The sequence below is a fragment of the Paenibacillus sp. JT31N7 genome, assembly GCF_059692095.1.
Window position 1 is genome coordinate 361,791 of record NZ_JCAUAT010000003.1, and the last position, 21,431, is coordinate 383,221.

The window sequence follows — 21,431 nt, forward strand, 5'->3', positions numbered from 1 at the left end:
CATGAAGTATGGAACAGTACGAAACATGAAGTACGGAACATGAGAACATAGCGTGACACCGCGTGAAACGTACACATGCACGTCATATGGATGGGCAACTAACAAACAGGCGGGTTTCTTGTTGTCGGATACGACACCGGCGAGCCTGTAAAGGAGGCAGACCATGGCTGCTGACAAGCTCTGGTATAACAAACCGGCCCAAGCATGGACCGAGGCGCTGCCGGTCGGCAGCGGCAGACTGGGCGCCATGATTTTCGGCCGCGTGGAGGAAGAACGGATCGCGCTTAACGAGGAAAGCTTGTGGTATGGCGGTCCCAAAGACCGTACGAATCCGGCTGCCACCGCCGCACTGCCGGAAGTCAGAAGGCTGCTCATGGAGGGCCTTGTGACCGAAGCACAGGAGCTGGCACACATGGGGCTGACCCCGATTCCGAAATATGCCGGTCCGTACCAGCCGCTGGGAGACCTGCGCATCTGGTTCGGAGAGCATGAGCCGGAAGCGGGTACTTACCGCCGGGAGCTGGACCTTGCGACGGGACTTTGCCGCATCGAGTATACGTCGCAACGCGCAAGCTACACCCGGGAGCTGTTCGCAAGCGCCCCGGCGGGAGTACTGGCCTGCCGCCTCACGACCACTCATCCGGAAGGACTGAGCTTCCGGTTTCATCTGGGGCGGCGTCCCTTCGACGAAGGAGCAGTGCCCGACGGCCCGCATGCGGTGCTTATGCAGGGCCGCTGCGGACCGGACGGCGTCCGGTATGCCGCGCTGGCCGGCGTAACGGCGGAAGGCGGCACGGTCCGGACGACCGGCGACTTCGTCCAGGTGGCGGGAGCGGCCGCGGCGACGATTTATGTCGCCGCGCAGACGAACTTCCGCCACGAGGATCCCGCGGCCGCTTGCAGGCTGCAGGTTGCGGAGGCCGGGCGGCGGGGCTACGAAGCGGTCAAAGCGGAGCATAAGGCGGACTATATGCCCCTCTACGCCCGGATGAGCCTGGAGCTCGGAACACCGCATGACCAGGTCAGGTTTCTTCCGACGGACGAGCGGCTTGATCGCGTCCGGGAGGGAGGGGAGGACCCGGAGCTTCTTGCGCTATTTTTTCAGTACGGGCGCTATCTGCTCCTGGCCAGTTCACGGCCCGGCACGCTTCCGGCGAACCTTCAGGGAATCTGGAACGCCGATTATCAGCCTCCATGGGAGTGCAATTATACGCTGAACATTAATTTACAGATGAATTATTGGCCTGCGGAAGTGTGCAATCTGAAGGAAAGTCATGAACCGCTGTTCGATTTTATCGACAGGCTGGTCCGAAACGGCAGGGAGACCGCCCGGAAGCTTTACGGTTGCAGAGGCTTTGTTGTGCACCACAATTCGAATTTATGGGCGGAAAGCGGCATCAACGGAATGCTTCCGAGAGCGGCGGTCTGGCCGATAGGCGGGGTATGGCTTGCCCTTCATCTGTGGGAGCATTACCGGTTCGGCGGGGATGGGGATTTTCTTACCCGCAGGGCATATCCCGTCATGAAGGAAGCCGCCCAGTTTCTGCTCGATTTCATGACGGAGGACGGCGAGGGCAGACTGCTCACGGGACCTTCCGTATCGCCGGAGAACAAATATGTGCTTCCCGGCGGAAAAAGCGGCTATCTGTGCATGGCTCCGGCTATGGACATCCAGCTCGCGCGAACGCTTTTCGGGGCCGTCCGCGAAGCGGCTGCTGTGCTGGCGGGCGAGGGCGGAGCGGACGAGGACGCGTGGCTGGAGCAGCTGACGGCGGCCGAGACCCGTCTGCCGCAGCCTGCGACAGGCAGGCACGGGCAGCTGCTCGAATGGCTAGGCGACGAGGACGAGGTTGACCCGGGCCACCGGCATATCTCGCACCTGTTCGGCCTGTTCCCGGGCGAGCTCATTTCGCCGGTCCGAACGCCGGCCTTGGCCCAAGCGGCCAGAGTGACGCTGGAGCGGCGGCTGGCGGGCGGAAGCGGCCATACCGGCTGGAGCCGCGTGTGGATCGCGCACTACTGGGCAAGGCTGAAGGAAGGGGATGAAGCTCATCATCATCTGACAGCCCTGCTCCGGCACGCGGCCGACCCTAACTTGTTTACGGAGCATCCGCCGTTTCAGATCGACGGGAATCTGGGAGGAACGTCCGCAGTAGCCGAAATGCTGCTCCAGTCCCAGGAGGGGATGCTGGATCTGCTGCCTGCGCTGCCATCGGCCTGGCCAAGCGGCCGCGTCAAAGGGCTGCGAGCCCGAGGAGGTTATGAAGTGGATTTGGAATGGCAACGGGGCCGGTTGGCCACAGGACGTGTTACCGCTTCGCTCGCCGGAACTATGCGTATCGGGTACAAGCGGCCGTTTACAGTTTACCGGGACGGTAAAAAAACGGCCGGTAAGAGCGGTTTTTCCGAGGGCTGCGGACTCTTTATGACGGACATCGAACACGAAGCGCACGCGGTTGTGGAGATCCGGCTTTAAACACGGGCAGGCACAACTAAGCAAAAGACGGCGAAAAAGGCCCTTCTCCCAAGGAGAAGAGCCTTTTTTAAATTCATATCGGCTTATTTCAGGCTTGCCCGGTCGTCCAGATCGTGATGCAGCTCGGCTGCGGGAACTTTCGGTTCGGGAACTTGTCCTTTCGGAACCGGCTCCGCCACATAGACGAAGTCGCCCGTTCCGTCCGGCGCCGTACCTGTTGCCCAGAGGCCTTCACCGGATTGTGTGCCTTCCGACAAGTTCCAGAATTCATAGGCTTCCGGCTGGGATTCGAGCTCAGCTTCCGGCGGGAAGGAAGCCGGTACGACGACACCGTTTTTCTCTTCCAGCTCCTTGATCGCGGCCATCCATTGATACTGGTGATAGCGGTCGCGGGCAAGCATTTTGCGGAACGTCGCGCGTACGCCTTCGTCTTTGGTCATGTGGTACAAGCGGGCTACCTGGAGACGGCCCTGGCTTTCCGCATGCAGATTGGAGCGCATGTCCGCAAGCAGGTTACCGCTCGCTACGATATAACCGCCGTTCCACGGCACGCCGAGCGAGTTGGTCGGCAGGCCGCCCAAACCGCTGACAAGCAGATGCTGAGGGTTAATGCCGCCCATGATGGCAGCCGTGGCAGGGTCTTTCGCAGCCTCGGCCTGATCTTCCGGAGAAGCGCCGTCCAGGAGCTGGCTGATCAGGGAGCACAGCATTTCGACGTGTCCGATCTCCTCCGTGCCGATATCCATTAACATATCTTTATATTTTTCTTCTCCACGGCAGTTAAAACCTTGGAAGAGATATTGCATCATGACAGTCATTTCTCCGAATTGTCCACCCAATACTTCCTGCACTTGACGGGCCAGCATAGGGTCCGGCCGATCTACTTTTACTTCGAACTGCAATTCTTTCTGATGACGGAACATAAGTTAACTTCCTCCTTCGATTTCAGATGCCTGAAGAGAATAAAATAAAATTTTACTCGCTTCCCGACGGTTAATTACCCGTTTCGTTTGAGTCAAAACAAAAAAGGGATTTTTACAAATATACAAACTTCGGGATTCTCCGTAATCCGCTAATTTTTCAAAAGCCTTTTCCGGCAACGCGGCACAAAAATTTGCGGGTAACTTCACATGTTTTTGGAGCTTTGGCGGAAACTAACAAGGCAGGATGTTCAGGTTCTGAAGGAATGCAGGAAGACCGATAGAAACGAAACGAGGTGAAAAACCGGAATGGGAAAATCGATACGGAGGGTCTTTCTGCTCTTTGCGGTTTGGGGAGTTTTACTCCGTCCTGAAGCGGCTTACATGCAAAAATTTTCAGCCGCCGGGGATGACGGGAACGTTGTACTTTCCGTACAGACGACGCCGGATGCGGTTTACCGGAGCGAAACAGGGGTAACGCTTAGCGTGCGCAAACTTTTCGGCCAAAGCGTCCGCACAAAGGCGGAGTCATTCCCTTTTACGGATACGTTTATGAAGGTGAGGGAGACAGGCGGAGAACGCATCTATCCCGTCAGCGCCATGGGGGAGCTCTACGACTCAACGGGGCACGAAGTAATCCGGCCTGGCGAATCGCATAGAGCGGAACTTGTGAGGCAAATCCAAGCTCTCCATCGCAGGCATTACGGCGAGCTCATTTCTTGGAGCGACGCGCAGGAAGCCGTTCCCCGTCAGGCCAAATTCGAGGTGCTCGACCTGGAAACCGGGCTTACGTTCCGGGTTCAGCGCAGAGCGGGAAAACAGCATGCGGACGTGCAGCCGCTTACGAAGAAGGATACGGCGGTTATGAAGTCCATCTATGGGGGAAAATGGAGCTGGAACCGCCGGGCGGTTCTCGTCCGGTTCGACGGGCATAGTTATGCCGCTTCGATGAACGGAATGCCGCATGGGGGAGACGGCATCCCGGAAAACGGGTTCAGCGGACATTCCTGCATCCATTTTGCCGGCAGCACGACCCACAAATCCCGTTCCAAGGACACGGCGCACCAGTTCATGGCTTACCGTGCCGCGGGCAAGGCGGACAGCTTTGTGGGGCAGGCTTCGCCCCAGGAACTGATCGATCTGGTTGTCGCGGCTGTCGACCAGCATGATGACGCCTTGCTGGATCTGCTTGGCCGCCCGCATAACCGGGAGAAGCTCGAGAAGTTGAAGAAAGACAGCCGGTCTTTCGTATCCGTGCGCAGATTGACGGAATGGAAGCCGGAAGAAAGGCGTAAGACGGAACAGGAGTATGCCTATGAAGTTCCGGTCGAGCTCGCTTTCGAAGAAGCGGGAAAACGTCCGCGTAAAGCGATTTGCCGTTTCGGTTTCACCCGCGCTTCTTTGTACGATCCGTGGGAATTGACCCAATTCGAATATCCGGAGCCGGAGCCGGACCGTCCAGGGAAACGTAGCGTAGGCGGACGGAACAGCCGGTAAAAAAAATGAATGCAGGCGCGGGGATCAACATGAACAAAGGACAAACGATTTTGAAGATAAAGGGATTCGCGCTGACCGCGCTGTGCCTGCTTAACATGCTGATACCGGGAAATGCCGCCGGAGCGGACGGACCGGTTTCGGTTAGCGGGATGGAGCCCGCTATTCCTATCGTTGCGGATCGGGGGCCTTATTCGATCGAGGTGTACCCTCTCCGTCACAAGCTTGTCGTATTCAAAGATAAGAAGCATTACAAGACATACCCTGTCGCGGTCGGAAACTTATCAACGCCTACGCCGGTCGGCGAATATCAGGTGATTTATAAAGGGAAAGACTGGGGGCCTTCTTTCGGACCGCGCTGGCTGGGGCTGAATGTTCCGTGGGGGGCGTACGGCATCCATGGAACGAACAAGCCGTATTCCATTGGCCAGCATTTAAGCCACGGCTGCATCCGGATGAGAAACCGCGACGTGGAGGAGCTTTACGACCTGATTCCGCTGGGTACGAAGGTGACCATCACGGGGCATGTTCTGGGCGATCCCGGCCATGAACCGAGAAAGCTTGCCCAAGGGGCGATCGGGGCGGACGTCCAGCTCATCCAGAACCGGCTGAAAAGCGCCGGCTATTACAGCGGAGTCTGCAACGGGAAGTTTCTTGCTTCGACGGCCGAAGCGGTGCGGAGATTCCAGCGGGACCACGGGCTCAGAGCGGATGGCGTCGTGTCCATAAGCGTCTATGAAAAGCTGGGCCTGATGGAATAAAAGAGAAAACCTCCGATCCGTCAGGATTGGAGGTTTTGTTCCTTTTCGTGCGGATGGGCATCCCGGTAAGGGATTATCCGGCTTCCTGGCCGTCTCCTTCGTCCATATAATGGCTGAGCTCCCGAAGCCGGATCGTGAACCGGAATTCCGTTCCCACACTCCGGCCGGGAACGACCCAAATCCGGCCCTGCATGAGCGTAACGAGCTTGCGGCAGATGGCGAGCCCCAGGCCGGTACCTTCATATTTACGGTTGGATGCCGCGTCCAGCTGGGTGAAAGGCTGAAACAGCCGGTCCAGCTTGCCGCAGTCGATGCCGATACCGGTATCACTGACGGCGAATTCGAGGAGACAGCCTTCATCGCTGCGTTCCGAGAGACGGACTTCGAGGGAAATAAGGCCCCGATCCGTAAATTTCACGGCGTTGCCGATCAAGTTTACGAGAATCTGGCGGACACGGCCGTAATCGCCGACGAGCGTATCGGGCACGCCGGGGTCTACGGCCGTGTCCATGGTAAGCTCTTTGTCGCGGATAATAATCGCAAAGAAATCGAGGCACTCCTGGATAAGCTCGCGAAGCTGAAACGGTTCCTGGTGAAGCGAAATACGCCCGGCTTCCATTTTGGACAGCTCCAGGATGTCGTTGATGACCCTTAGAAGCGCCTGCGAGCTTTTGGCCTGAAGCGCCAGCAGTTCCTGATCGTCGGGGGAGTCCGCCGACTCCGCCAGCAGCTGGTTGATTCCGATAATGCCGGTCAGCGGCGTCCGGATCTCGTGGCTCATCGTGTCGAGGAACTCGCTCTTCATCTTGACAGCGCTTTCAGCCAGATCCTTGGCCCTCCGGAGTTCCTGTTCGACCACGATCCGGTCGGATATATCCTTGGAGACGAAATAGACGAGCAGCTGGCCGTTGTGTTCGAGCGGAAAAACCGAGGTACGGTGATATTTTCGCGCTCCCTGCTTCGTGCGGATGGACACTTCGATTTTCGAAGCTTGTCCTAGAGCCGCTTCCGCGAGGGCTTTCATGATTTTCGCTTTCTCGTCACGGGAGTATAGGAGATCCTGCAGGGAGAGGACCATAAGCTCCGACTGCGTATAGCCCGTGTTGTCAAATACGGACGGATTCGCGCTGACGATCATCTTCTTAACGGGATCCATGCAGACGACTAGGTCGGGACTGTGTTCGAACAGAGCGGTATATCTCTGCTCGTTGAAACGCGAGGCGGTAAGCACTTTCTGCCGGTCGCGGTATAGGACGAACACAACCCAGAAAAGCACGCAGAAGGTCGTAATAACGACAAGAGCCGTTAACAGCGTATTGCCGATAATCGAGCTGCTTGTAAGGGAAAGCTCCCGGTCGGACGGAGTAAAAGCAGCCCCTGCCATCGCCGTGTAATGCATGCCCGCAATGATGCCGCCAACGAGCAGGCTGCCCCCGATTTTCCAGGGTGAAAGCAGGTTGTAGACAGGCATCCCGCGTCCGTAGATCGCCAGTGCGAGCATAAGATACGAGGCGAGCAGGGCCAGCATAATCGAAACGATCAAACTGCCCGGCGCCTGGTGGTATACGGCCGGTATTTTCATGGCAAGAATGCCGGAGAAGTGCATGGAAACAAAGGCGAGCCCGGCCAGCAGGCCGACGGCTGCCAAAAATCGTTTCCCGAGCTTCCGGTCCGGGTCCAGGATGAGCAGCGACAGGAAAACGGCGAGAACGGGCAGCATCAAAGAGACGGCGAGCAGAGGCAGATGATAATGGACTTCGAAAGGGAACTTCATCGCCAGCATGCCCAGAAAGTGCATGGACCAGATGCCCAGGCCCGTTACGACAGCGGTCAGCAGCATTTTACGGAAAGAGCGGTCACCGCGCAGCAGACGGTCGATCATGTCCAGCGCGGTATAGGAGGTCGTTATGGACATCAGGATCGAGAGAATGACCAGCAGCGCATCATAATTCCCAGCTTCATGTTGCATTTGCATGTCTCCTATACTAGTATTCCTGTTACTTTCATAGTAAGGGATGCAAGGGCGGGAAGTCTACCTGGAATCGCTTATTTTTCGACTAAATGTTACATAAAAAAGCATAAAACTAGGAATTTTAAGAGAAAATAAACCGTTTACATCAAAAAATGATTGATCATATCAAGAGATATTTAATCTTCCGGAACGAAAAATTTATTTTGATCCCCGTAAAATTCCTTGGTAGACTGTAGGAAATCTTCACGATTTAAATCATCTGGAGGCAAAAACAATCATGTCCATCCGTGCCCGCCTGCTTGCTTCTTTTACCCTGCTGCTCGTGACCACGGTCCTGCTTTTCACGGCAACCGCTTTTATCGTAACGACAGCCGTAACGGGGGATGTGAGGGGCATTTCGTCCTTTTATAACGTCCACCTCCGGTTGAAGCCGCTTACGCCCGAACAGGAGACGCTTTTTCTCGATCTTAAGCATCTTTCCAAAACGAAGCCGGAGGAACTGCTTGTACCGGACATCTACAAAGAATACGATTTTCAGCTGAAGGTCGCCAAGGCCTCCCTTCTGATCCGCAAAGAGTCCGTCAACGCGTTTATTTCACCGGCCCTGGCGGAAACACAAGCCGACGCCGTCCTGCCCCCGTACGAAGCGGAAAACGTGCATATGCGGAGTACTTTGCAGGTGGGGAAAAACTTTTTCGGCTACGCCAAATACGACTTCCGGTTTGCGGACGGGGAGCAGGGAAGGCTGTTCGTGTTTCGGGAGGTCAGCCCGTTCGCCGTTCTGATGAGCAAGCTGCTGCCTTTGTTCGTGTCGGTTTTGTTTCTGCTGCTCGTAGGCTCGAATATTTATATCTATCTCTTCCTCACCAGGCGGATGATCCGGCCTCTCAACCTGCTGCGCGCTTCGGCGGCACGCATCCAGCGGGGAGACTTGCGGTTCCGGATTCAACCGGGGGACGATGAGATCGGGCAGGTATCCGCGGCTTTCGAGGAAATGAGAGGAAAGCTCCAGGAATCCGAGGAGCTGCAAAAGCAGTACGAAACCAACCGCAAGGAACTTATCGCCAATATTTCGCATGATTTGAAAACGCCCTTGTCCGCTATACGCGGCTATGTGGAAGGAATCCGGGACGGGGTGGCGGATACGCCCGATAAACTGGAAAGTTATGTGGATATCATTTACAGCAAAGCGGAGGAAATGGATCATCTCATCGAGGAGTTGTTCCTTTTTTCCCGGCTTGATCTCAATAAAGTTCCATTTACCCTGCAGGAAGTCGACCTGACGCGATTCGTCGCGGACGTAGTGTATGAACTGCGTTACGAGCTGGAAAAAGAGGGCGTCGGCCTGGAAAATGGCGCACGTTCACCCGGTCCTCTCTACGTCCGGATGGACCCTATGCACATGAAAAGGGTCGTGAACAACGTGGTCGGAAACAGCCTCAAGTTCATGGAGCGTCCGCAGAAAACGATCGCTTTCGATCTCCGGCGCGACGGGGAAACGGCGGTGCTCGAAATAACCGACACCGGTCCGGGGATCGATCCCATGGCGCTGCCTCATGTATTTGACCGGTTTTACCGGGCGGAGACGTCCCGGAACAGGGAATCGGGCGGACAGGGGCTGGGGCTCGCCATCGCCAAACAGATTGTCGACAACCACGGGGGAAGCATCTGCGCGGAGAACGCCTCGGACAGCGCATCCGCACGGCATCCGCAGGCAGGTACGCGCATCGTAATCCGGCTCCCGCTGCTGAAAGGAAATCATAACGATGAAAAAAATTCTGATCATTGAAGACGAGGCGACGATCGCCCAACTGCACCGGGATTATTTGAATTTGCACGGGTTTCAGGTCGAGATTTCAAACCGCGGGGATGAAGGGTTGCAGAAGGCGCTGACGGAAGGCTACGATCTGATCGTCCTGGATCTGATGCTTCCCGGAAAAGACGGCTTCGAGGTATGCCGTCAAATCCGCATGGCCATGGAAGTCCCCATCCTCATCGTATCCGCACGTAAAGACGAGTTCGATAAAATCCGCGGACTTGGCATGGGCGCCGACGATTACATGACCAAGCCGTTCAGTCCGGGCGAGCTGGTTGCTCGCGTAAAGGCGCATTTAACACGCTATGAACGGCTGGTTGGGCTGAAGGAAACGGCTCCGGGCGAAATCCGCATCCGTGAGCTGGCCATCGAACCCGAATCCCGCCGGGTTTACATCCGGGGGAAAGAAGTACCGCTTCCCGCCAGGGAGTTCGATCTCTTGCTTTTTCTGGCCCGGCATCCCAACCGTGTTTTCCGCAAGGAGGAAATATTCGAAAAAATATGGGGGATGGATTCGATGGGGGACATCGCCACGGTAACGGTGCATGTCCGCCGTATCCGCGAGAAAATCGAGGCCGATCCTTCCGCGCCGGAGTATATCGAGACGATTTGGGGAGTCGGCTACCGGTTTTCGGGTTAACGGGAGAGCTGTTTAGAAAAAGTTTCGAATTTGTTTCCGAGCCGTTTATTTTCATTTTGTAGGATGAAATCAGGAACTTATCACTCACCCTACAGGAGGAAATCTTATGAAAAAATCTCTGCTTCAACTACTTACGGTTTCGGCAGTCGCCGCCTCGGTGCTGCTCCCTGTGAACGCGGCTCCCGCTTCCGCCCAATCCGCCAAAGCTCCTGTCGCTTCCGCGAACTTTGCGCTGGCGGCAGGTATGAACGATAACGCCTCCGCTTCGGTGCACGCGATAGACCGCGGGAGACTGATGCTGACTCAGCAGGAGCTTGTCAGCCGGATCGCCCAGCTGACGGAGAAGAAACCGCTGGTGATCCAGCAGTGGCTGAGAAACTACGAGCCCGAAGCGCGCGTCCAGAAAAGAGAGGCGGCCCGCCTCGGATATAAAACGATTGCCCATATTCCGTCGGAGCATGCGGCTGTGACGGACATCAATGTGTTATCCGGCGCAACGCTTGAAGTTACGTTCGACTCTCCTTTGACGGCAGCCGACGTAAATCTGGATAAAGCGAAAGCGAACTTCCAATTCGACAACGGGATGACGATCCGCAACGTTCCGCAGCTTAAGAACGGGGCCCGTTCCACGTATGTGGTTCCCGTCACCGTCCAGCAGCCGGGAAAAACCTACACATTGACATACAAAGGCAAAGCCGCGGGCAAGTTTACAGGCTCTGCCCATCCGGTAAAACTGGCGGCAGCTCGGCAGGTGACGGCAGATACGTTCGAGCTGGAATCGCTGCGCAAGGACGGAGTCGTCGATTACGGATATGTGGTCGAGTCGTACTTCGGTACGCGCGGGGGACTGGAAATGTACCTGAACGACCGTAACACCAGCGGCGGAAAATCGTACGACATCATTTCCTCTCTCCGGGATATGTCCGTCACCCTCACGCCGGAGGGCGGACAGCCGATCCGGGCCGCGTATGTTCCGTATACGCAGGCTACGGATGACAGACAGGCTCCCAAGTTCCGCCTTCCGGCGGGACAGACCCTGACTCCGGGGGTAAAATATACCGTAACGGCGGACTGGGCGACCGTGACGGAAGCGTCTTTCACCGCCCGTGCCGCGGCACCGCTCGTGATCGCGTCCGCAAAAGCCGTCAGCCCGGCCGCCGTCGACATTGCGCTTACGGCCGACCCGCGTGACGAGCTGTTCTCCGGCCGCAGCGTGGAGTTGACGGACGGGGAAGGCAAGAAGCTGACGGCCGTCTACAAGGTGACGAGCCGCAAAGGAGCGGTCGGCACGTTCGAGCTGGCAGCGGGCACGCAGCTGAGTCCCGGCAAGTCTTACACCGTCGCGGCATCCGGCGCGTGGGCAATCCAGCAGGGCAAGATCAGCTTGAATACCGATGCTTTGAAAAGCAGCTAAACGCACGCTTTCGTAAAGACCTCTGCGGAGGTCTTTTGCCTATACCATTTAAGGAGGCGGTTGCACATGTCCGCAAGGATCTCGCGGTTTATCCCGATACTGATAGCCGCAGCGCTGGCCGGATGCCAGACCGTCGGCAGTTCGGACCCGGAAACAGCGCAATCACCGGTTCATCAAGAACCCCAAGTACACGAAGCGGAGGGAAAAGACGAGATGGGTATAAATAGCGGAAACAACACACAGCTGCCGGAGGCAGCTGCGAAAGGTGACGCGGAGAAGGTCCGGGCGCTGATTGGGGAAGGGGCCGATGTGGACGCGCGGGACAGCCAGGGGAATACGGCGGTCATGGCGGCCGCGATCAACCGGCATGCGGAAACCGTCCGGGTTCTGCTGGAAGCCGGAGCGGATGTGAATATCCGCAACGACCGCTCCGATAATCTGTTTCTGTATGCCGGAGCCGAAGGGGAGATGGAGCTGCTGCGGCTGGCCATATCCGCCGGTGCCGATCCCGCCCTCACCAACCGGTACGGTGGGACGGCTCTTATTCCCGCCTCGGAGCGGGGACATGTGGACATTGTGAAGGAGCTGCTCACCCGGACGGAAGTGGATGTGAACCATGTGAACCGCCTCGGCTGGACGGCGCTTCTGGAAGCCGTCATCCTCGGTGACGGGGGAGAGGCTCACCAGACAATAGTCCGTCTTCTGCTGGATCACGGGGCGGACGCGAATCTGCCCGACGGGGACGGCGTTACGCCGTACCGGCATGCCGTTTCCCGGAATTTCACGGCAATCGCCGCGATGCTGGAAGCGGCCGGAGGCCGGTAAAAGGCAGGCGGCGTCCATTTGTCATATCCCCCCGTTGGTGGTATCGTAGTAAGATAACCGACTAACATGATAGGGATAAAGCATCTCAAACGGGGGATCTGGATATGGCAAACATTGCAACGAATCTGACGCAGTTGATCGGAAACACACCGCTGCTGGAGCTGGTGAATTACGGCAAAAAACAACAGGTCGAGGCGCGGCTGCTGGCTAAGCTGGAGTATTTTAATCCGGCGGGCAGCGTAAAAGACCGCATCGGATACGCGATGATCAAAGACGCGGAAGAGAAGGGGCTGCTGCGGCCGGATTCCGTCATTATCGAGCCGACGAGCGGCAATACGGGCGTCGGTCTCGCTTTCGCGGCCGCGGCCCTCGGCTACAAGCTCATCATCACGCTGCCGGAGAGCTTCAGCGTCGAGCGCAGGAAGCTGCTTGCGGCGCTTGGCGCCGAGCTTGTGCTAACACCGGCGGAAGAAGGGATGTCGGGCGCGATCCGCAAGGCGGAGGAGCTGGCAGCCGATTTGCCGGGCGCCTTCGTGCCGCAGCAGTTCGAAAATCCGGCGAATCCGGACGTACACCGCCGGACGACAGCCGAAGAAATCTGGCGCGACACCGACGGTGCCGTCGATATTTTTGTCGCCGGAGTCGGTACGGGCGGAACGGTCTCCGGTGTCGGCCAGGCGCTGAAAGCGAAAAATCCCGCGGTGAACATCGTCGCCGTAGAGCCGGCGGATTCGCCTGTCCTGTCTGGAGGGAAAAGAGGCATGCACAAAATCCAGGGAATCGGAGCAGGCTTCGTGCCGGGGAATTTCGATTCTTCCGTGGTAGACGAGATTCTGACCGTGAAAAACGAGGAAGCACTTGCATCGGCCCGTCTGCTCGCGAGAAACGAAGGTCTTCTCGTCGGAATTTCTTCCGGAGCGGCCGTTCATGCGGCTTCCGTGCTGGCGGAGCGCCCCGAGAACAAGGGCAAGACGATTGTCGTCCTGCTTCCCGATACCGGGGAACGCTACCTGTCTACCGATTTGTTCCAGGAAGAGTAGCGCGGGGTTGCTCTCCTAAACCGCATAAAAAACCTCAAGGCAGCCACCGAAATCGTGGCTGCCTTATTTGGCGTCTTAAGCGTCCTGCCGCTCGTCTTACAAGCCGTGCTCTGCCGCATGCCGGCCCCAATGTGGTCTTCTGCCGTCGACATCGCTGAAGCCGTACTCGTCGGACAATCCCCAGCTCGTCAGCACCTTGCCCGACTTCGCGAATTTGTCCGGATCGGCCGCGAGTGCGGCGATTCCCCGTCCGATATAGAACGGCGTTTCGGACTCGCTGTAATGAGGCTCCTGCGCGATGGCGTCTCTCCAGTTATCTTCTTTGACGCCGAAATGATCAAGCATCGCTTCCGAGCGGAGAAAACCCGGTGTGACGGCTGCCGCCGTTACTCCGTGCGGCCGCAGATCCGCGGCCATCGCCTCCGCCAGATGGATAGCGGAAATTTTGGCCAGACTGTAGTACAAGTTCCCCCGATAGCGGTAATCGAAACCGTCGGTGATTTCCAGAATCATGCCCTGTTTTCGAGCCGCAAGCAAAGGAGCTCCGTAATAGCTGGTGAGCATATGGGAATGAACCGCACGCTCCTGAATGAGAAGCCCGTCCGGCAGAGAGTGCTCCCAGAACGTTTTTCCCCACTCGGTCAAGGGATCTCCGCCCCATATGTCATTCACGAGCAGGTCAAGCCGGCCGTTCTGCTCTTGGTTCACCCGTTCGAAGAGCGCCTTCACATCCGCTTCTACCGTATGGTCCGTCCGGACGGCAATTCCCCGCCCTCCTTTGGCGGTCACAAGCTCCGCCGTTTCCTCAATCGTTTCCCTGCGGCCCATGTTCGAGAGGTTTCCCCGGACGCTGCGGCCTGTGCAGTACACGGTCGCACCCGCCTCCCCGAGCATAGCTGCAATGCCTCGTCCGACGCCGCGCGTAGCTCCTGCCACTACGGCGATTGTTCCTTCCAGTGTTTTCGGTTTCATCGCGATCTCTCCTTTTTGGTGCGAAAATGATTACTGATGATCTGTGTATACTGGCAGCGGGTCGACCTGCCGCCTTGTTTCCAGTATAAGACCGCATATATGACAGCTCTTGTCATAATTGATATAGTAATATTGAACGAAAAGCTCCCGCGCCGTTCAGAACTACCCATCGGAAAACCGGTAGAAAAAAACCGGCCAAGCAAAACCGCGGAGGAAGGAGAACGGCCAGGGATGCCGTCGGGAAAGAAAAGAGGAAAAATCATGAGAGCGGACCGTCTGCTGTCTCTTCTATTATTGCTGCAAAACCACGGAAAAATGTCGTCCCGGGAACTGGCCGAGAAGCTCGAGGTGTCGGAACGGACGATTTTCCGGGACATGGAGGCTTTGAGTGCGGCGGGTATTCCGGTTTATGCCGAGCGGGGTTCGGGCGGCGGATGGACCCTGACGGAAGGCTACCGTACTCAACTCACCGGAATGAAAGCGGAAGAAATCGCAACGCTTCTGATCGCGAACGCTTCAGCTTTGCTGTCGGATCTCGGCATGCGGAGCGAATACGACAGCGCCTTCCAAAAGCTGCTGGCCGCTTCGCCTGCGGCTATGCAGCAGGAAACGGAGCGCGTCCGGCAGCGCATCCACATCGACGGGGCAGGCTGGCACCGCTCGACCGAGCAGCTTCCCCATCTTCCGCTTGTACAAGAAGCGGTGTGGGAGGAGAAGAAGCTGCTCATTCGCTACCGTCGCGACGAGCAGATCGTGGAGCGGATCATCCATCCGCTCGGCCTTGTCGCCAAAGGCAGCATTTGGTATGCGGCCGCCGAAACGGACGGTGAGATGAGAACCTACAGAATCTCCCGGCTGCTTGGCGCGGAGCTGTTGAACGAAAGCTTTTCCAGACCCCCTTCATTCGATCTCGCCGAGTACTGGGAACAATCGCTGAAAGAATTTCAAGCGAGGCTTCCACGCTATCCGGCGAAGATTAAGATCAGGGAGACGGTGCTTCCCCGGTTTTCTAGAGAACGGTTTGCAAAAGTACGGCATCAAAACGGAGAAAATAACGGCTGGGTGGAAGCTGACATCGAATTCAATACGCTGGAATCCGCTATAGGCATCTTGCTCGGTTACGGGAGCGGGATCTATGTTCTCGCACCGGAAGAACTGCGTTCGGGATTAGTCACGGTAACGAGGGGGATATTGGAGCTTTACGACAAGGGCAAATAAGAGCTATGAAGAAAACTTTATAGATGGTAAAATATAACAGGTAATTGGAAAACCCGTGATCTGAGCTTAATCAATCGCAGGCAGGAAGATGGAAGTGGACACAGCGGAAGCATTGGCGGTGAACCCGTTCATTCGGATTCATTTGCTTATGACCGCCGGTTACACAGTCTTATCGATCCTCGGTATCGTCTTCCTGAACGTTGCAATCAGGCTCGCCCTCAAAGCAAATAAAGCTCTCGATACGTACATGGCATCCAAACCGAATACGGCAGTACTTCCGCCGGAAACGAAGGAGGAGCTAAATGGTTCCGCTGAAAATCAGGCTGGCTTATAACGCAATCTTTTCGGGTACGTTCGGGGTCGCTTTTTATTTCGTGTATCAGTTCATTCTCTTCGAATCGTCACATCCGGCCAAAACGGTCTTTTTTGTCCTGATCACTCTGGCGTCGATGAATATCCGGCTTCGTGAAAAACTTTTGTTTGTTCCCCAAGAAGAATCTCGCAAAAAGAAAATGTTCGTGTGCGTGCTCGGTCTAAGTGTGGTAACGTGTGTTTTTGCTTACTACGAAGGCTGGCAGACGGCCTTGCAGAAAGGGCCGCTTGGGTTTCTGCTCATCATGGGAGGACTGTATGCGGGGCAGATGCTGCTAGAAAAGCTCATCGCCGCCCGGTTTCGAAAGGACAACATTCCGGACGAAAGTTCCGTATCCTCTTAGGATTCGGGTCCGTGATTATCGCGGTTTTTTAATGCGGTCGCCAGGGCGTCAACCTGTAATCTTAGCGATGCGGTTAAGCGTATCCTAGGGTACGGTATCGCTTTATCATGCCGCTTAGTATGCTGCAGGCAAGCCGCATTTTGCAGACCGTCGTGTAAGTATGGTGTGAGTCTGGAATCATGAACCGTGTTTAACATCCGTGCACGGGTAATTATTATATTGATTAACGGTTCCAAGCACGATAAGATTTGTAAAATCATAGTCGTTGGGAGGAAGACCGTTTGTCTGATGAACGAAAAGCGTACATAGACCATCCGATGGTAAACATTCCGGGCGGAGAAATCGAATTAAGAGATGATCGGGTCCATACCAAATGGAAAGCTGAAATAAGACCGTTTCTGCTTGCCCGTTATCCTGTAACCGAGGGGCTGTACAAGGCAGTTACGACGAACTCACCCTATTCACCGGACGAAAATTTGAAGCCGGCTGTGAATATTTCCTGGGAGGAAGCCGTTTCTTTTTGTAATCTATTTTCACGGCAGGCCGGACTGAAAGAATGTTATTCGATAAGCGGGGAGGATGAAACCATCCTGTGTGACTGGGAAGCAGACGGTTATCGGCTTCCTTCGGAAGCGGAGTGGCAGTACGCATGCAAAGCAGGGACGGCCGGTTACCGATACGGAGAGCTGGATGAGATTGCCTGGTACAACGAAAATTCGGGAGGCGGGGCGCAAGAAGTAGGGACCAAGGAACCGAACGCCTGGGGACTCTACGATATGCTGGGGAATGTCTGGGAGTGGTGCTGGGATGTCTATGATGAAAAAGTATACGGCTCCTATCGAATTTTTCGGGGAGGCAGCTGGGCGGAAGAGGCCAGAGGCTGCGGGGCAACGTGCCGCCGCCGGAGCCATCCGACCTTTGGCATAGACGATCTCGGATTCCGGCTGGCCCGGTCGGGGTAACTTCGGCCTTTTTTGGAAGGGGAGCAGCAGTCAGGCACGGGGATTCGCGCCGACGGCTGCGGGTTGCAATTATAGAGTGAGTATGCTACTATGACAATAATTTACTGAATGGAGTTGAAGAGGATAATGTAAACTTTCTTGCTCATAATAATAAAACATAATAGCGAGAATTATCGCTTGTTTTATGTATTATTATGCAAGAAAGTTACACTCCTTTTCAACTCAAATCGGATATACAGGTCTGACCCCGTCGCGGGTTGGATTTGTTTTTATATTTGAGCTGCGGGAAAGGTAACTTTCTTGCAGCTCTTATTTTTTTTCAAAGGAGGATTCTATCATGTCATTGATTAGGGTCTCTAACCTGACTTTCGCTTATGACGGCAGTTACGATAACATATTCGAAGAGGTAAGCTTTCAGATCGATACCGATTGGAAATTGGGTTTTACGGGGAGAAACGGCCGGGGGAAAACCACGTTTCTGAACCTGCTGCAGGGCAAGTATGAATACAGCGGAACGATTTCCGCTCAAGTCCAGTTTGAATATTTTCCTTATCCGGTGGAGCACAAGGAAAATCTGACGCTGGATGTGATCGGCGACATTTTTCCGGATTATGCTCATTGGGAACTATTGCGCGAGCTCTCCTTGCTGAAGGTTTCCGAGGATGTGCTGGACCGGCCCTTCGACTCGTTGTCGAACGGGGAGCAGACGAAAGTGATGCTGGCGGCTTTGTTTCTTAAGGAGAACAGCTTTCTGCTCATTGACGAACCGACCAACCATCTCGACATGGAAGCACGCAAACTGGTCAGCAGCTATCTGAGGAACAAAAGCGGGTATATTCTGGTCTCTCACGACAGAGCTTTTCTCGATCACTGCGTCGACCACATTTTGTCCATCAACAAAACCAACATCGAAATCCGGAAAGGCAACTTCTCGGACTGGTGGACAAACAAAGAAATGCAGGACGAATTTGAGCTTGCGGAGAACGAAAAGCTGAAAAAAGACATCAAGCGGCTGTCGGATGCGGCCAAACGTACAAGCAACTGGTCGCATGAGGTGGAGAAGACGAAAAACGGCACAAGAAATTCCGGATCCAAGGTAGATAAAGGATATATCGGTCACAAGTCTGCCAAAATGATGAAACGCTCCAAAACAATCGAGCAAAGACAGCAGACCGCGATTGAAGATCGTTCGTATCTCCTAAAAAACATCGAAAGCTCCGAAAGCTTGAAGATTTCCCAGCTTGTTTATCACAAAAACCAGCTGGCCGAGCTCGACCACGTGTCGATTCAATACGGGGATAAGACGGTCTGCAGCGATATCAGCTTTACGGTGGAACAGGGAGAGCGGATTGCGCTTTCGGGCAAAAACGGCTCGGGAAAATCGAGTATTCTGAAGCTGATTCTCGGTGAAGATATCGATTACACCGGCACCTTCCGGAAAGGGAGCGGGCTGAAAATATCCTACGTATCGCAGGATACCGCCCATCTGCGGGGCAGCTTAACCGACTACGCCCGGGAAAATGGAATTGAGGAAAGCCTGTTTAAATCGATTTTGAGAAAACTTGATTTCGCTCGTGTTCAATTCGAGAAGGACATTTCGTCTTATAGCGGCGGGCAGAAAAAGAAGGTGCTGATCGCCAAAAGTCTGTGCGAGCACGTTCATCTGCATATCTGGGATGAGCCGCTGAACTTCATCGACGTCATTTCACGGATGCAAATTGAAGAGCTGCTGCTTGAGCATAAGCCGACCCTTCTTTTTGTGGAGCATGACCGTGAATTTTGCGACAATATTGCGACCAAGGTAGTGGAGCTTTAACTTCTTTGGCATACTCGAACACCGCAGTCCTACTGGACTGCGGTGTTTTTTTGTCCGCAAATTCAATTCATTCGGTTCAATTGTTGTGTACTTTACTCTTTTTGGTCACAGATTATTTTCCCTAACCCTGTATACACAGTTTCTTCCCCCGGCCAAAATATACTCTACACGTTCAACAAGAACATGTTTCCCAAGAATTGTACTAAATAAATGCAGCTCATTCTTACATAACCCGGTACATACAACAGCAGCTTCACAGATCGGACAATGCTTCTCAATAAACAAGAAACTGCCATCGCCTTGATCCTTGACCTCGGCCATATAGCCTTCGCCGGTTCGAATATCGGCCAGTTTGTCCAGCTTCTCTCTTATGCCGGATGCGCCGCCAAGGTATTGGAGATATTGCTCTTGCATATTTTTATTCCGGACAGCCAGCAGCTTGTCCAGCCCCTCGTTTCCGAAAGCCTCTTTCATCGAATTAATCAGACTGACGGATAACTCAGAATATCCGCTTGGAAAAAAACGATCAGCCTCTTGGGTTAATCTCCATAGCTTTGTTGGTCGGCCCATGGGGCGGGCTTCTTCTTCATAAGTAACCAAGCCTTCTTCTTTCAGCGCATTTAAATGTTGACGAATAGCCATTCCGGATAGCGAAAATTTGGAGGATAGTGCCACAACATCCATTCCTCCCTGCTGCTTTAGCAGATCAATAATCGCTCTCCGGGTACTGGTCGAAGCATCCTTACTCGTTCGATTTCGGTTCATGATGAACCTCCTTATCCAATGACCGGATCTACATCACTCCCTACATTTTAAACAAAAATGTTGACAAAGTCAAAATCGGACTGTAACTTAAACTTTATCAACATAAATGTTTACTAAGTATCCGGATACGATGTATACATAATAATTTTCTTGGAGGTCACCTTTCATGTCGTCTAATTCTCAAAGCATTTTCAGCCCGCGTTATTTTGCCCTGTCCATAGGAATCATACTGTCGGTGATGGCAGTCGGATTCGAAGGCTTATCGGTAACGACGATTGCCCCTTCCATTGCCGGTGACTTAAACGGCCTCGACCTGTTCGGTTGGATATTCAGTACGTATCTGCTTGCGCAGATTATCGGCACCTTGGTCGTCGGTCGAATCATTGATAGACAAGGACCTGCAGCACCGTTCACTTTCGCACTTATTTTGTTTATCGTCGGGCTGATCGCTGCCGCAACAGCAGGCGATATGTATACCATGATAGGGTCGCGTGCTATGCAGGGGTTAGGGGCCGGAGCTATGATGACTTGCGTGTACACGGCAATATCCTTAAGTTATCCGGATCAATTACGTGCCAAGATCCTCGGAGCATTCGGTACTGCCTACGTTCTTCCGTCCATGCTCGGTCCATACATTGCAGGTCTAATCGCCGATCAGTGGTCCTGGCGGTTTGTTTTCTGGGGGATATTGCCGATCCTGGCTGTTTCAGCCCTGCTTAGTTTACCTGCATTCAGGAAATTAAAGATACAGAGGACACAACAAGGGAACAACGGGGCTTCAGCTGCATGGCTGGCCTTACTATTAACGCTAGGTACGGGGATTTTCCTAGTTGGTCTAAGCATGCTGCCGATCCTTACAGGATTTGTTTTAGTCATGATCGGCTTAGTGCTGATGGGATATCCGCTGCGCAAATTGCTGCCCAAGGGGACGCTTGCTTTCCGGAGAGGCATGCCGGCTATTCTAGCGACACGCGGGTTGTTCTTCGCTGCCTATACCAGCACACAAAATTTCTTGGTATTGGCTTTAATAGATGTGAAAGGGATTACTCCTTCTCAGGCCGGATTAATTGTAGCGAGCGCTGCGCTAAGTTGGTGCCTCATTGCCTATTTGCAAGGACGCTGGGATTCGGCGGACCAAGGTCGCGGACGTCATACAAGAATTATTCTTGGTGTGCTATTGCTTGCAATTGGGATTTCCTTTGTATTTTGGGTACCTGTTGTGACAGTTGCCGTTGCGGTTATCGGACAAATCATAGCTGGAATCGGAATTGGATTGGCGCATCCTATTAGCGGCGTTGTGGCATTCTCCCAAACAGGGAATGGAGATGTTGGAGAAACTTCGGCAAATCTGCAATTCGCGGATTCTTTTACACCGGGCGTGGTCATCGGGATAGGCGGTTCTATTCTTGTCGTTTGTCAAGCTGCAGGGATGTCGCTGCAATCCGGATTAATTGTAACGATGGGTTTTCATCTCTTGTTAATCGTAATGAGTTTATTCGCCAGCACCCGGATTAGACCGGCAAACTAACCTATAAACAAGCCTTCTAAACATACAAAAACAGAAGTTTCATGCCGGTTGTGACATAGAACGGTTCTATGCAAACCATTTATAGATCTGCTCTTG

At 54.5% G+C, this 21,431-nt stretch carries 18 protein-coding genes; 14 read left to right on the top strand and 4 right to left on the bottom strand.

Annotation, left to right across the window (positions count from 1 at the left end):
• The first annotated feature begins 163 nt into the window (after window positions 1–163).
• Window positions 164–2,476, top strand: a complete 2,313-nt coding sequence (locus AC58P5_RS16220; RefSeq protein WP_497388199.1) for a glycoside hydrolase family 95 protein — start codon at window positions 164–166, stop codon at window positions 2,474–2,476.
• 83 nt (window positions 2,477–2,559) lie between these two features.
• Here the strand turns inward: AC58P5_RS16220 and AC58P5_RS16225 are convergent, their stop codons facing one another.
• Window positions 2,560–3,399: a manganese catalase gene (locus AC58P5_RS16225; RefSeq protein WP_497388201.1), complete on the bottom strand. Its 840-nt coding sequence runs from the start codon at window positions 3,397–3,399 to the stop codon at window positions 2,560–2,562.
• A gap of 306 nt (window positions 3,400–3,705) precedes the next feature.
• Between AC58P5_RS16225 and AC58P5_RS16230 the strand changes: the two genes are divergently transcribed.
• Both AC58P5_RS16230 and AC58P5_RS16235 read left to right on the top strand, forming a co-directional pair.
• Window positions 3,706–4,893 (top strand): hypothetical protein, encoded by a 1,188-nt coding sequence (locus AC58P5_RS16230; protein WP_497388203.1) that lies wholly within the window; start codon window positions 3,706–3,708, stop codon window positions 4,891–4,893.
• Between the two features lie 149 nt (window positions 4,894–5,042).
• Window positions 5,043–5,651, top strand: coding sequence for a L,D-transpeptidase family protein (locus tag AC58P5_RS16235; protein ID WP_497389098.1), 609 nt, complete (start codon window positions 5,043–5,045; stop codon window positions 5,649–5,651).
• A gap of 73 nt (window positions 5,652–5,724) precedes the next feature.
• Here the strand turns inward: AC58P5_RS16235 and AC58P5_RS16240 are convergent, their stop codons facing one another.
• Complete coding sequence (locus tag AC58P5_RS16240; RefSeq protein ID WP_497388205.1) at window positions 5,725–7,620, bottom strand: sensor histidine kinase; 1,896 nt, start codon at window positions 7,618–7,620, stop codon at window positions 5,725–5,727.
• Between the two features lie 280 nt (window positions 7,621–7,900).
• Between AC58P5_RS16240 and AC58P5_RS16245 the strand changes: the two genes are divergently transcribed.
• From AC58P5_RS16245 to cysK, 5 genes are all read left to right on the top strand, one after another.
• Window positions 7,901–9,412 (top strand): sensor histidine kinase, encoded by a 1,512-nt coding sequence (locus tag AC58P5_RS16245; RefSeq protein WP_497388207.1) that lies wholly within the window; start codon window positions 7,901–7,903, stop codon window positions 9,410–9,412.
• The gene (locus AC58P5_RS16250; RefSeq protein ID WP_497388209.1) at window positions 9,390–10,079 is read left to right on the top strand and encodes a response regulator transcription factor; all 690 of its coding nucleotides are present in this window, start codon (window positions 9,390–9,392) and stop codon (window positions 10,077–10,079) included. Before AC58P5_RS16245 ends, AC58P5_RS16250 begins: the two co-directional genes overlap by 23 nt.
• A 106-nt stretch (window positions 10,080–10,185) precedes the next feature.
• Window positions 10,186–11,493: a hypothetical protein gene (locus tag AC58P5_RS16255; RefSeq protein ID WP_497388211.1), complete on the top strand. Its 1,308-nt coding sequence runs from the start codon at window positions 10,186–10,188 to the stop codon at window positions 11,491–11,493.
• A gap of 66 nt (window positions 11,494–11,559) precedes the next feature.
• Window positions 11,560–12,318, top strand: a complete 759-nt coding sequence (locus AC58P5_RS16260; RefSeq protein WP_497388213.1) for an ankyrin repeat domain-containing protein — start codon at window positions 11,560–11,562, stop codon at window positions 12,316–12,318.
• 104 nt (window positions 12,319–12,422) lie between these two features.
• On the top strand, window positions 12,423–13,358 hold the full coding sequence (gene cysK, locus AC58P5_RS16265) for a cysteine synthase A (RefSeq protein ID WP_497388215.1): 936 nt from the start codon (window positions 12,423–12,425) through the stop codon (window positions 13,356–13,358).
• Window positions 13,359–13,454: 96 nt separating this feature from the next.
• Here cysK and AC58P5_RS16270 read toward each other — a convergent pair whose 3' ends face one another.
• Window positions 13,455–14,330 carry an SDR family oxidoreductase gene (locus AC58P5_RS16270; RefSeq protein WP_497388217.1) on the bottom strand — a complete coding sequence of 292 codons (876 nt, stop codon included), beginning with the start codon at window positions 14,328–14,330 and terminating at the stop codon, window positions 13,455–13,457.
• Between the two features lie 261 nt (window positions 14,331–14,591).
• On the opposite strand from AC58P5_RS16270, the gene AC58P5_RS16275 reads away from it, so the two are divergent.
• From AC58P5_RS16275 to AC58P5_RS16295, 5 genes are all read left to right on the top strand, one after another.
• The gene (locus AC58P5_RS16275) at window positions 14,592–15,548 is read left to right on the top strand and encodes a helix-turn-helix transcriptional regulator (RefSeq protein ID WP_497388219.1); all 957 of its coding nucleotides are present in this window, start codon (window positions 14,592–14,594) and stop codon (window positions 15,546–15,548) included.
• Window positions 15,549–15,636: 88 nt separating this feature from the next.
• On the top strand, window positions 15,637–15,882 hold the full coding sequence (locus tag AC58P5_RS16280) for a hypothetical protein (protein WP_497388221.1): 246 nt from the start codon (window positions 15,637–15,639) through the stop codon (window positions 15,880–15,882).
• Window positions 15,851–16,264: a hypothetical protein gene (locus AC58P5_RS16285; RefSeq protein ID WP_497388223.1), complete on the top strand. Its 414-nt coding sequence runs from the start codon at window positions 15,851–15,853 to the stop codon at window positions 16,262–16,264. The genes AC58P5_RS16280 and AC58P5_RS16285 overlap by 32 nt, the downstream gene beginning before the upstream one ends.
• A gap of 281 nt (window positions 16,265–16,545) precedes the next feature.
• The gene (locus AC58P5_RS16290) at window positions 16,546–17,226 is read left to right on the top strand and encodes a formylglycine-generating enzyme family protein (protein ID WP_497388225.1); all 681 of its coding nucleotides are present in this window, start codon (window positions 16,546–16,548) and stop codon (window positions 17,224–17,226) included.
• 337 nt (window positions 17,227–17,563) lie between these two features.
• Window positions 17,564–19,042, top strand: coding sequence for an Lsa family ABC-F type ribosomal protection protein (locus tag AC58P5_RS16295; RefSeq protein WP_497388227.1), 1,479 nt, complete (start codon window positions 17,564–17,566; stop codon window positions 19,040–19,042).
• Between the two features lie 105 nt (window positions 19,043–19,147).
• On the opposite strand, the gene AC58P5_RS16300 is transcribed toward AC58P5_RS16295, so the two are convergent.
• A complete protein-coding gene (locus AC58P5_RS16300) occupies window positions 19,148–19,807 on the bottom strand; it encodes a helix-turn-helix transcriptional regulator (protein ID WP_497388229.1) in 660 nt (219 codons plus the stop codon).
• Between the two features lie 166 nt (window positions 19,808–19,973).
• Between AC58P5_RS16300 and AC58P5_RS16305 the strand changes: the two genes are divergently transcribed.
• Window positions 19,974–21,335, top strand: a complete 1,362-nt coding sequence (locus AC58P5_RS16305; protein WP_497388231.1) for an MFS transporter — start codon at window positions 19,974–19,976, stop codon at window positions 21,333–21,335.
• Window positions 21,336–21,431: the final 96 nt, after the last annotated feature.

Coding starts and splice junctions, on each gene's coding strand:
- AC58P5_RS16240 (WP_497388205.1), bottom strand. CDS start 7,620: ATGCAACATGAAGCTGGGAATTATGATGCGCTGCTGGTCATTCTCTCG.
- AC58P5_RS16255 (WP_497388211.1), top strand. CDS start 10,186: ATGAAAAAATCTCTGCTTCAACTACTTACGGTTTCGGCAGTCGCCGCC.
- AC58P5_RS16275 (WP_497388219.1), top strand. CDS start 14,592: ATGAGAGCGGACCGTCTGCTGTCTCTTCTATTATTGCTGCAAAACCAC.
- AC58P5_RS16285 (WP_497388223.1), top strand. CDS start 15,851: ATGGTTCCGCTGAAAATCAGGCTGGCTTATAACGCAATCTTTTCGGGT.
- AC58P5_RS16235 (WP_497389098.1), top strand. CDS start 5,043: ATGGAGCCCGCTATTCCTATCGTTGCGGATCGGGGGCCTTATTCGATC.
- AC58P5_RS16220 (WP_497388199.1), top strand. CDS start 164: ATGGCTGCTGACAAGCTCTGGTATAACAAACCGGCCCAAGCATGGACC.
- AC58P5_RS16260 (WP_497388213.1), top strand. CDS start 11,560: ATGTCCGCAAGGATCTCGCGGTTTATCCCGATACTGATAGCCGCAGCG.
- AC58P5_RS16250 (WP_497388209.1), top strand. CDS start 9,390: ATGAAAAAAATTCTGATCATTGAAGACGAGGCGACGATCGCCCAACTG.
- AC58P5_RS16230 (WP_497388203.1), top strand. CDS start 3,706: ATGGGAAAATCGATACGGAGGGTCTTTCTGCTCTTTGCGGTTTGGGGA.
- AC58P5_RS16280 (WP_497388221.1), top strand. CDS start 15,637: ATGGAAGTGGACACAGCGGAAGCATTGGCGGTGAACCCGTTCATTCGG.
- AC58P5_RS16295 (WP_497388227.1), top strand. CDS start 17,564: ATGTCATTGATTAGGGTCTCTAACCTGACTTTCGCTTATGACGGCAGT.
- AC58P5_RS16245 (WP_497388207.1), top strand. CDS start 7,901: ATGTCCATCCGTGCCCGCCTGCTTGCTTCTTTTACCCTGCTGCTCGTG.
- cysK (WP_497388215.1), top strand. CDS start 12,423: ATGGCAAACATTGCAACGAATCTGACGCAGTTGATCGGAAACACACCG.
- AC58P5_RS16270 (WP_497388217.1), bottom strand. CDS start 14,330: ATGAAACCGAAAACACTGGAAGGAACAATCGCCGTAGTGGCAGGAGCT.
- AC58P5_RS16300 (WP_497388229.1), bottom strand. CDS start 19,807: ATGAACCGAAATCGAACGAGTAAGGATGCTTCGACCAGTACCCGGAGA.
- AC58P5_RS16305 (WP_497388231.1), top strand. CDS start 19,974: ATGTCGTCTAATTCTCAAAGCATTTTCAGCCCGCGTTATTTTGCCCTG.
- AC58P5_RS16225 (WP_497388201.1), bottom strand. CDS start 3,399: ATGTTCCGTCATCAGAAAGAATTGCAGTTCGAAGTAAAAGTAGATCGG.